The sequence below is a fragment of the Klebsiella sp. K5-204 genome (genome assembly GCF_030128585.1).
Classification (GTDB): domain Bacteria; phylum Pseudomonadota; class Gammaproteobacteria; order Enterobacterales; family Enterobacteriaceae; genus Klebsiella; species Klebsiella quasipneumoniae.
Genome location: NZ_JAKUZS010000009.1, coordinates 125,768 through 136,590 on the forward strand (window position 1 = coordinate 125,768; position 10,823 = coordinate 136,590).

9 protein-coding genes are annotated in these 10,823 nt (G+C 56.3%); all 9 read right to left on the reverse strand.

Annotation, left to right across the window (positions count from 1 at the left end):
* Window positions 1-27: 27 nt before the first annotated feature.
* The gene (gene mutT / locus MKR05_RS22505; protein WP_087825032.1) at window positions 28-420 is read right to left on the reverse strand and encodes an 8-oxo-dGTP diphosphatase MutT; all 393 of its coding nucleotides are present in this window, start codon (window positions 418-420) and stop codon (window positions 28-30) included.
* A gap of 57 nt (window positions 421-477) precedes the next feature.
* Window positions 478-3,183 (reverse strand): preprotein translocase subunit SecA, encoded by a 2,706-nt coding sequence (gene secA / locus MKR05_RS22510; RefSeq protein WP_023291985.1) that lies wholly within the window; start codon window positions 3,181-3,183, stop codon window positions 478-480.
* Between the two features lie 62 nt (window positions 3,184-3,245).
* The gene (gene secM, locus MKR05_RS22515) at window positions 3,246-3,743 is read right to left on the reverse strand and encodes a secA translation cis-regulator SecM (protein ID WP_197970852.1); all 498 of its coding nucleotides are present in this window, start codon (window positions 3,741-3,743) and stop codon (window positions 3,246-3,248) included.
* Between the two features lie 323 nt (window positions 3,744-4,066).
* Window positions 4,067-4,984, reverse strand: coding sequence for a UDP-3-O-acyl-N-acetylglucosamine deacetylase (gene lpxC / locus MKR05_RS22520; RefSeq protein WP_002888632.1), 918 nt, complete (start codon window positions 4,982-4,984; stop codon window positions 4,067-4,069).
* 100 nt (window positions 4,985-5,084) lie between these two features.
* Window positions 5,085-6,236, reverse strand: a complete 1,152-nt coding sequence (gene ftsZ, locus MKR05_RS22525) for a cell division protein FtsZ (protein WP_002888628.1) — start codon at window positions 6,234-6,236, stop codon at window positions 5,085-5,087.
* Between the two features lie 62 nt (window positions 6,237-6,298).
* Window positions 6,299-7,561 (reverse strand): cell division protein FtsA, encoded by a 1,263-nt coding sequence (ftsA, locus tag MKR05_RS22530; RefSeq protein ID WP_004204343.1) that lies wholly within the window; start codon window positions 7,559-7,561, stop codon window positions 6,299-6,301.
* Window positions 7,558-8,388 (reverse strand): cell division protein FtsQ, encoded by an 831-nt coding sequence (gene ftsQ, locus MKR05_RS22535; protein WP_004204342.1) that lies wholly within the window; start codon window positions 8,386-8,388, stop codon window positions 7,558-7,560. Before ftsQ ends, ftsA begins: the two co-directional genes overlap by 4 nt.
* 1 nt (window position 8,389) lies before the next feature.
* Complete coding sequence (locus MKR05_RS22540) at window positions 8,390-9,310, reverse strand: D-alanine--D-alanine ligase (protein WP_023291983.1); 921 nt, start codon at window positions 9,308-9,310, stop codon at window positions 8,390-8,392.
* The gene (gene murC / locus MKR05_RS22545; protein WP_023291982.1) at window positions 9,303-10,778 is read right to left on the reverse strand and encodes a UDP-N-acetylmuramate--L-alanine ligase; all 1,476 of its coding nucleotides are present in this window, start codon (window positions 10,776-10,778) and stop codon (window positions 9,303-9,305) included. The genes MKR05_RS22540 and murC overlap by 8 nt, the downstream gene beginning before the upstream one ends.
* Between the last annotated feature and the right edge of the window lie 45 nt (window positions 10,779-10,823).

Consider the following 10,823-nt stretch of genomic DNA (forward strand, 5'->3'; position numbering starts at 1 on the left):
TGTTGGGTTAGTCTCCCGACCCGGGGCTCAGCCCTGGGCGATAAGTTTGCGGATAACCGGTTCATTCGCCGGGGGAAACGCCGCCGGATCCAGCGCCTGCCGCGCCATCCACTGTCCCGGCTGCCCCTCTTTGCCCCAGGGCTCGCCTTCCCAGCTTTCCACGAGGAAAAACCACAGCGTAATGTGGCGATCGGGGAACTGATACTCCAGCTTATCAAATAGTGAAAACGTGGTGACCGTAATCCCCACCTCTTCCTGTAGCTCGCGGATCAACGCCTGCTCTGGCGTTTCAGCAGATTCAATCTTCCCGCCCGGGAACTCCAGTTTATTCGCCATATGGGCATCGGCGGCGCGCTGGGTAATAAAGATGTCGCCTTCTTGATTGCGAATTATCCCTACGGCGATTTGCAGTTTTTTCATTGAATCAGCTCCATAAAAAAGGCGCAGAACTCTGCGCCTTTGTTTTTTTATCAGCCCTTAGCTCAGACGGCCATGGCACTGTTTGTATTTTTTACCGGAACCGCACGGGCAGGGATCGTTACGCCCCACTTTACGTTCGCCGGTTTGCGCCGCCAGATCCTGTGCAGCGGCTTCATCATCGCTCTGATGGCTGAGCTGCTGCATCTGCGCCAGGCGCTCGGCCTCTTCACGACGCTGCTGCTCCATCGCCTCGACTTCTTCCGGCATCCGCACCTGCACTTTGCTCAGGGTGCTGATCACTTCATACTTCAGTGACTCCAGCATCGCGGCAAACATAGAGAACGATTCGCGCTTGTACTCTTGCTTCGGATCTTTCTGCGCATAGCCGCGCAGGTGGATACCCTGGCGCAGGTAGTCCATCGCCGCCAGGTGTTCTTTCCACAGCGAATCCAGGGTCTGCAGCATCACGCCTTTCTCGAAGTGGCGCATCATTTCGGCGCCGACCACTTCTTCTTTACGCTGGTAGGTTTCTACCGCGCTCTGCAGAATACGTTCGCGCAGGGTCTCTTCATGCAGCTCCGGCTCTTTATCCAGCCACTCTTTGATTGGCAGGTCGAGGTCGAAGTCGTTTTTCAGACGCTCCTGCAGGCCTTCGATATCCCACATTTCCTCCAGCGACTGCGGTGGAATATGGGCATCGATAGTCGCCTTAAACACGTCTTCGCGGATGCTGTTGATGGTTTCGCTGACGTCAGACACGTCCAGCAGTTCGTTACGCTGGGTGTAAATTGCCCGGCGCTGGTCGTTGGCCACATCATCATATTCCAGCAGCTGCTTACGAATATCGAAGTTACGGCTCTCGACTTTACGCTGTGCGTTGGCGATAGCCTTGGTGACCCACGGGTGCTCAATGGCTTCGCCGGGTTTCATCCCCAGTTTACGCATCATGCCGGATACGCGATCGGAGGCGAAGATACGCATCAGGGCATCTTCCATCGACAGGTAGAAGCGGGAAGAACCGGCATCCCCCTGACGACCGGCACGGCCGCGCAGCTGGTTATCGATACGGCGTGATTCATGACGCTCGGTACCGATGATGTGCAGGCCGCCTGCGGCCAGTACCGCATCGTGGCGCACCTGCCAGTCGGCTTTGATTTGTTCAATCTGCTCAGGCGTTGGGTTTTCCAGCGCCGCGACTTCCGCCTGCCAGCTACCGCCGAGCATAATATCGGTACCACGGCCCGCCATGTTGGTAGCGATGGTCACCGCGGAAGGATAGCCTGCCTGGGCGACGATGTCCGCTTCGCTGGCGTGGAACTTGGCGTTCAGAACGTTGTGCTTAATGCCGGCTTTGGTCAGCTCACGGGAAACCACTTCCGATTTCTCGATCGAGATTGTCCCCACCAACACCGGCTGACCGGCTGCGGTACGGGTTTTAATATCTTCGATAATCGCCTGAATTTTTTCCGCTTCGGTCATATAGACCAGATCCGCCATGTCTTTACGGATCATCGGACGGTTGGTCGGGACGACCACGGTATCCAGCTTATAGATGGAGCTGAATTCAAAGGCTTCAGTATCGGCGGTACCGGTCATCCCCGCCAGTTTCTCATACAGACGGAAATAGTTCTGGAATGTGATAGAGGCCAGGGTCTGGTTCTCGTTCTGGATCTCCACGCCCTCTTTGGCCTCAACGGCCTGGTGCAGGCCATCGGACCAGCGGCGGCCCTGCATCGTACGGCCAGTGTGCTCATCAACGATGATAACTTCGCCATCTTTAACGATGTAGTCAACGTCGCGGGTGAACAGCGCATGGGCGCGCAGCGCGGCGGTGACGTGGTGCATCAGCATAATGTTGGTCGGGGAGTACAGGGACTCACCTTCATCCATAATGCCTTCCTGTACCAGCAGCTCTTCAATCAGCACCAGACCGCGTTCGGTCAGGTTAACCTGACGCGCTTTTTCATCCACCGAGAAGTGGCCTTCGCCGGTGAAGGTGTCCGAATCCTCTTTTTCCTGACGGATCAGGTGTGGAATGATCTTGTTGACCTTGCGGTACATTTCAGAGCTGTCTTCTGCCGGGCCGGAAATGATCAGCGGGGTACGCGCCTCATCGATCAGGATGGAGTCCACCTCATCCACCAGCGCATAGTGCAGTTTACGCTGAACGCGCTCTTCCGGGCTGAAGGCCATGTTGTCGCGCAGGTAATCGAAGCCGTATTCGTTGTTGGTGCCATAGGTGATATCGGCAGCGTAGGCTTCACGCTTCGCCGGCGCCGGCAGGCCGGACATGTTGATGCCAACGGTCATGCCGAGGAATTCGAACAGCGGGCGGTTATTTTCGGCGTCACGCTGGGCCAGATAATCGTTGACGGTCACCACGTGAACGCCTTTGCCGGTCAGCGCGTTGAGGTAGGCCGGCAGGGTCGCGGTCAGGGTTTTACCTTCACCGGTACGCATCTCGGCGATGCAGCGATCGTTAAGCACCATACCGCCCAGCAACTGGACGTCGAAGTGACGCATGCCGAACACGCGCTTACTGGCTTCGCGAACGACGGCGAAAGCTTCAGGGATCAGGTTTTCCAGCACTTCGCCTTTTTCCAGGCGCGCGCGGAATTCAGCGGTTTTCGCTTTCAGCTCGTCATCAGAGAGTTTTTCCATCGCCGGTTCCATACCGTTGATGATATTGACGACTTTGCGCATACGACGCAGCGTACGGTCGTTACGGCTGCCGAAAACCTTGGTTAACATTTTAATAAGCATAATAAAATCTCAAACGCCCCGCGGTGCGGAGTCACAAAAAATAGGATAGTCCGTGGTTATTTTCAGCTGAGACGTTGAGGCCCTGCGCGGATCCCCGCTACCTGGCTTATCCAGGCGCCGACGCGGAAGGCAGAATATGAGGAAGGGATATATGCCGCCTGGCGGAACACCACCGGCGGCGTGCTGTCCTGCGTCAGCAGCGCGCTGAGCGTGTCGAGCAGCGCCAGATGCTGCGCCTGCAGCGGGGACGCTTCTTCCGCCACCGGCAAGGCCTGCGGCGCCATGGCGAAAGAGAGATGACGAATAACGGTGCGAATGGCGTGCTGATGCCAGTAGTCGACGGTAAAGTTTGGCCGGCGATTCGTCTCCAGCAGCGCCAGCTGGGAGAAATTAACTTTGCTCGGATTATGGTTGCTGGCGGTCGCCTTCGCTGGCGTCGCGGTCTCATGGCCGTTGCTTAGCGCAGGCAGGCCGAGGCTGGCCGCGACCATCCCCAACAGGAGATGCGGCCAAAAATACCGTCTGCCAAACTGTCGCCAGCGCGTCAGCAATCCACTCACGTTCATTACCTTTCTTTGGTATACCCGTTGTCGTTCAGGCTGTCTCTTTATTAACGTTTTTCGCAGGACAACCTGATGTCCACGGGGTAAAGCAACCCGGAGAAATAATTTTGCGCTCAAATACTAACATTAATAGCGCGCTGAGGCAGCATGAATGAAGGCTGTTGCCCGGGGAAAACGCTTAATAAAGCAGCGAACGCGCGCTAATTATTACCCAGAAATCGCAGCGAAAAATAACGGGAAGAGGCTATAAAAGAAAAACGACTGGTTCCCTGGTCGGAGAGAGTACCAGGTTACCAGTCGAATTTACTGAATGGTCAGGCTTACGCCAAAACCATCGACGGTGCGCGGAACGCCATTGGCAGTTTTGCGTCGTCTTCGAAGGTCACATACTCCCAGGCTTCCTGTTTTGCCAGAACAGCCTGCAGCAGTTTGTTATTCAACGCGTGACCCGATTTGTACGCCGTGAATGCGCCGATAATGTTGTGACCACACATAAACAGGTCACCGATCGCATCCAGCATTTTGTGGCGAACAAATTCGTCTTCAAAGCGCAGACCGTCTTCGTTCAGTACGCGATAATCGTCAACAACGATGGCACAATCGAAGCTGCCGCCCAGGCACAGGCCGCGGGACTGCAGATATTCGATATCGCGCATGAAACCGAAGGTACGCGCACGACTAATCTGACGCATGAACGCATCGGCCGAGAAGTTCAGCGTATAGCGCTGGGTGCTGGCATCAATCGCCGGATGGTTAAAATCGATGGTGAAGTCCAGCGAAAAACCATTGTACGGTTTGAATTCAGCCCATTTGTCGCCATCTTCGACGCGAACCGTCTCTTTGATACGTACAAATTTCTTGGCGCAGTTCAGTTCATCGATGCCGGCGTCCAGCAACAAATAAACGAACGGAGCCGCACTGCCGTCCATAATCGGGATTTCCGGTGCATCGACTTCAACAATAATGTTGTCGATACCCAGGCCAGCCAATGCGGCGTTCAGGTGTTCAACCGTAGAAATCCGCACGTCATGCTCATTAACCAGGCAAGTACAGAGCATGGTATCACGCACAGATTTGGCATCAGCCGGAAAATCTACCGGTGGATTCAAGTCGGTGCGACGATAGATGACCCCGGTATTTGCCGGCGCAGGGCGTAACGTCAGTGTGACTTTCTTGCCGGTATGCAAACCGACACCAGTCGCCTGAACGATACGTTTAAGAGTCCTTTGTTTGATCATCGTATAATCTCGCCAATTTACCTATCCAACCGAAGTGTACACCACTATCGGGAGGCCAGTTTAGCACAAAGAGCGCAGATGCCCAACTTCCAGTCGATTCTTAATCGGCTTGCTTACGCAGGAAGGCTGGGATATCCAGATAATCCGGCTCTTTCGCGGTTTGCGGCGTATTGTCGTTCACCACTTTTGCCGCTGGCTTCTGCTCTTGCGTCAGCGGGGACATACCGTGCTGCTGGTAGCGATCCATCACCGGCTGCTGAACCTGTTTGTTGGTCACCAGGGTAATTTCCGGACGCTTATCCATGCCGATACCGGTCGCCACTACGGTGACGCGCAGTTCGTCGTTCATATCCGGGTCCAGAGAGGTACCGATAACCACGGTGGCGTTGTCCGAAGCAAATGCGCGGATGGTGTTACCCACGGTTTCGAACTCATCCAGACGCAGGTCGAAGCCCGCGGTGATGTTAACCAGCACGCCGCGCGCGCCGGACAGGTCGATATCTTCCAGCAGCGGAGAAGAGATAGCCATTTCAGCCGCTTCTTCCGCACGGTCTTCACCGCTCGCCACGCCGGAGCCCATCATCGCGTAGCCCATTTCTGACATCACGGTACGGACGTCCGCGAAGTCGACGTTCATCAGGCCCGGACGGGTAATCAGTTCGGCGATACCCTGCACCGCGCCTTTGAGGACGTCGTTTGCCGCGCCGAACGCGTCAAGCAGAGAAATGCCGCGGCCAAGTACTTTCAGCAGCTTGTCGTTCGGGATGGTGATCAGTGAGTCAACGTGCTTGGACAGCTCGGTGATCCCCTGCTCAGCAAACGCCATGCGCTTCTTGCCTTCAAAATTAAACGGCTTAGTGACCACCGCCACGGTGAGGATCCCCAGATCCTTAGCCACTTCGGCAACAACAGGCGCCGCGCCGGTACCGGTACCGCCGCCCATGCCTGCCGCGATGAACACCATGTCTGCGCCATCAAGGGCCGCGCGCAGCGCTTCACGGTCTTCGTCCGCCGCATTACGGCCGACTTCCGGGTTCGCGCCAGCGCCCAGACCTTTGGTAATACCGCTACCGATCTGAATAGTCTGGCCAACAGCCGTTTTACGCAGCGCCTGCGCATCGGTGTTCACCGCGAAGAATTCAACACCCTCAATGCGCTCGCGCACCATGTGTTCAACGGCATTACCGCCGCCGCCACCGACGCCGATGACTTTAATCACCGCGTCGTTGGTCAGTTCCATAGGTTCAAACATAGTTTCTCTCCGTTTTGTGCCTGTCGCCTGAGAACGCTAATTGTCTGCGTTCTCTTAAAAAATTAAAACTCTTTTCGCAGCCAGCTGTTGAGTCGCTTAATCCACGAGCCCACCGACGCCGTCACGCGTTTTTCGACTTCCGCTTCACCACTCAGATGTGACTCTTTTCCGTAGTGCAGCAGCCCCACCGCCGTCGAATAATACGGCTCCTGGGCATAGTCCGTTAAACCGGTGATGTTCAGCGGCGCGCCAATGCGCACCTGAGTATGGAATACGCGCTGCGCACAGGCCGCCAGACCTTCAATTTGCGCCGCGCCGCCGGTTAACACAATCCCCGCCGCCAGATGGTGTTTAACCCCCTGCTGGCGGAGCTGTTCCTGCAACTGCAGGATCTCTTCATTGACCAGATTAAGCAGTTCGGTATAGCGCGGTTCAATCACCTCAGCCAGCGTCTGACGCTGCAGGCTACGCGGCGGCCGTCCGCCTACGCTCGGTACTTCGACGTTTTCGTCTTTACCGACGATGGAACCCAACGCGCAACCGTGACGAACCTTAATGGCTTCGGCGTCGCTCGGCGGCGTACCGAAGGCATAGGCGATATCGCTGGTCACCACGTTGCCCGCGTACGGGATCACTTTGGTGTGACGCAGCGCGCCGCCGGTATAGACGGCGATATCCATTGTACCACCGCCAATATCCACCACGCAGACGCCCAGCTCACGTTCGTCTTCTGTTAATACGGAATAACTGGCCGCTAAACCGGCGAAAATAAGTTGGTCAACTTTCAGACCACAACGTTCCACCGCTTTAACAATGTTTTTCGCCATATCGTTATGGCAGGTAATCAGATGTACCTTCGCCTGCATACGCACGCCGGACAGCCCTACCGGGTTTTTTATCCCTTCCTGGTAGTCAATGGCGTATTCCTGCGGAATCACGTGCAGGACGCGGTGCTCATCGCGTACGCGAACCGACTTCGCGGTATGGACCACGTTCTCGACGTCGTCCAGCGTCACTTCTTCTTCCGAAATCGGTACCATCCCGATTTCATTCTGACAGCTTATATGTTTACCCGAAAGAGCCAAATAAACTGATGAAATCTGGCAATCCGCCATCAGTTCGGCCTGGTCGATGGCGCGCTGTACGCATTTCACCACCGACTCGAGGTCGTTCACACCGCCTTTATCCATACCACGCGATGGGCAACTGCCCACGCCGATGATATTAATCATGCCGTCGGGCAGAACTTCCCCTACTAAAGCGGCCACCTTGGCGGTGCCAATCTCCAGTCCAACTACCAGTTTTCTGTCCGTCGCCTTGATCATTGTTGTTCTGCCTGTGCCTGATTCTGTTGTTGATTAGTTTCCTCTGCGGGAGCAGGTACCCAGCCCACTGCCGCACCCGAGTCATAACGCAAATCAACGTAGCTAATCCGTTTGCCGTCGGTCTGCGCCTGCTGCTGAAGAACCGGGTAGAGTTCCATAAAGCGCTGAAGCCGTTTCATGGTGTCGCCACGGCCAAGGTTGAGCTTAATGTCATTATTAAGCGTCAACTGCCAGGAACGACGGGCGGTCATTGCCGCCACTTTCAACGTGAATTTATCCTTTGCCAGCACCTGCCCCATGTCACGGTACCCTTGCAGCACTTCGTTCTCGCTGCCTTCCGGGCCATATAACATCGGTAAATTCTGTTTGCTGGTGCGATCCGCCGGCACGCTGAAGGCATTTCCTTCTGCATCCACCATATGTTGATCATTCCAGCGTGCAATCGGCACATATTCAACCAGATGAATCTTCAATTCATCGGGCCACTGCTTTCGGACGCTCGCCTGCTTAATCCATGGCAGACGTTCAATCTGACTCTGAATGATGTTCACATCCTGAGTCATAAAGGTGCCCGGCGAACCCAGCGCCAGGATCGCCTGGCGGATGTCATCATTGCGCGTATAGTGACGCTCGCCGGTCACCACCATCTTCGACAGCGGTAAACGCTGCGCGTCTTCCATCCAGCCAAGAACCATCCACCCGCTGACCAGCACGGTAAACAGCACCGCCAGCAGGAAAACGATCCCTGCCAGCCGCGTTCCATTACTCCGACGCGAAGAAGAAACGTCCTCTTCATGGTTCCGCGTATTCAGCGCAGCCTGCGACATATCACCCCGCCAGGTCCAGAATTCGTACAACAAGCTGGGAGAAGCTCATTCCTGCCTGACGCGCCGCCATCGGTACAAGGCTATGGCTGGTCATGCCCGGGGAAGTATTCGCTTCCAGCAGATAAAACTGGCCATCGCTGTCCAGCATGACGTCAATACGGCCCCAGCCTTTGCAACCCAGAACATTCCAGGCTTTAAGCACCAGGCTCTGAATGACTGACTCACGCGCTGGATCTTCCAATCCTGGGCAGAAATATTGCGTCTCATCAGAGAGATACTTCGCCTCATAATCATAGAAGGTTCCAGCCGCCTGGATACGTATTGACGGTAAAATTTCTTCACCGACGATGGCGACGGTAAATTCCGGCCCACTGAGCCATTTTTCGACCAAAACTTCATCATCATGCTGAAAAGCCAGCGCGAGTGCACTCGCTAAATCACAGCTTTCGCTGACTTTCGACATCCCAACGCTGGAGCCTTCGCGGCTGGGCTTGATGATGAGCGGCAGACCCAGCGCCGCAATCTGCTGTTCGACATCAGCAGATAATCCGGCGCTAAACTGGGCGCGGGTCAGCGCCACCCACGGCGCGACCGGTAATCCGGCCCCCTGCCACAGCCATTTGCTGCGCAGTTTATCCATTGAAATCGCCGAAGCCATCACGCCGCTGCCGGTATAAGGCAGCTGGATCAGATCCAACAGCCCCTGCAGCGTGCCATCTTCCCCGCCGCGGCCGTGGAGTGCAATAAACGCTTTCTTAAAGCCCAGCTTTTTCAACTGGGTAATATCGACATCGCGCGGGTCAACCGGATGGGCATCCACCCCGGCTTCACGCAGCCCGGCCAGCACCGCGGCGCCTGAATTCAGCGACACTTCACGTTCAGCGGAGGTTCCACCGAAAAGCACCGCGATTTTATCAGCCATGGCGCTCCTCCTCCGTTTTTTGCGGGATCAGTTTGATTTCAGCCAGGTGACGGGCGATTTTTCCAATGTTTCCGGCACCTTGCACCAGCACTAAATCGTTGCCGGTCAGCACCGACGCCAGCATCGCCGCGGCCTGCGCCGGGTCGGATACCAGAATCGGGTCGACTTTACCGCGACCGCGGATCGTACGGCACAGCGAGCGGCTGTCGGCGCCCGGGATCGGCGCTTCGCCTGCCGGGTAGACATCGAGCATCAGCAGCGCATCGACCTGAGTCAGCACGTTGGCGAAATCATCGTACAGATCGCGAGTACGGGTATAACGGTGCGGCTGGAATACCATCACCAGATTTTTATCCGGCCAGCCGGCACGCGCCGCTTTGATAGTGGCGTCGACTTCCGTCGGGTGGTGACCGTAGTCATCGATCAGCATCGCACTGCCCGCTTTGCCGTTGACTTCCGTCAGCGGATATTCGCCAAGAAAGTCGAAGCGACGACCGGTACCCTGGAAGCTTTCCAGCGCGCGCAGGATCGCCTGATCGTCAATCCCCTCTTCCGTCGCCACGGCGACAGCCGCCGCCGCGTTCAGCGCGTTATGGCGTCCCGGGGCATTGAGTGTCACCTGCAGCAGTTCTTTATCCTGACGCACCAGGCGGAAATGCCCCTGCGCCCCAACCTGACGGTAGTCTTCTACGCGAACGTCGGCGTCGTCGCTGAAACCGTAGGTGGTGATCTGCCGGCCAACGCGCGGCAGCAGTTCACGAATAACCGGATCGTCCACGCACATTACCGCGCGTCCGTAGAACGGCAGGTTGTGCAGGAAATTAATAAAGGTCTGCTTCAGATTTTCGAAGTCGCCATGGTAGGTATCCATATGGTCGGCTTCGATGTTGGTCACAATCGCGACCATCGGCTGCAGATGCAGGAACGACGCATCGCTCTCATCCGCTTCCGCAATCAGGTAACGGCTATGGCCGAGACGCGCATGAACGCCCGCCGCTTTCACCAGCCCGCCGTTGACGAAGGTCGGGTCCAGCCCGGCTTCGGCGTAAATACTGGACACCATCGCGGTGGTGGTGGTTTTGCCGTGAGTTCCGGCAATCGCGATCCCGTGACGGAAGCGCATCAGCTCCGCCAGCATTTCCGCACGGCGGATCACCGGGATACGCGCTTCGTGCGCGGCGACGATTTCCGGGTTATCGGCGGAAATCGCGCTGGAAACTACGACCACGCTGGCATCGCGCACGTTTTCCGGGCGATGGTTGAAATAAATGGTGGCGCCAAGCTGCGACAGCTGCTGGGTCACCGGATTCGGCGCGAGATCGGAGCCGCTGATCTGGTAACCTTCATTAGCCAACACTTCGGCAATACCGCCCATACCGGCACCGCCGATGCCGACAAAGTGAATGTGCCGGACGCGACGCATCTCGGGCACTATGGAACGCAGTTTTGCCAAATCTTGTGTATTCATTCTTTACGCCATCAACATCTGTATTCGGGCGGTGAAAATCACCGC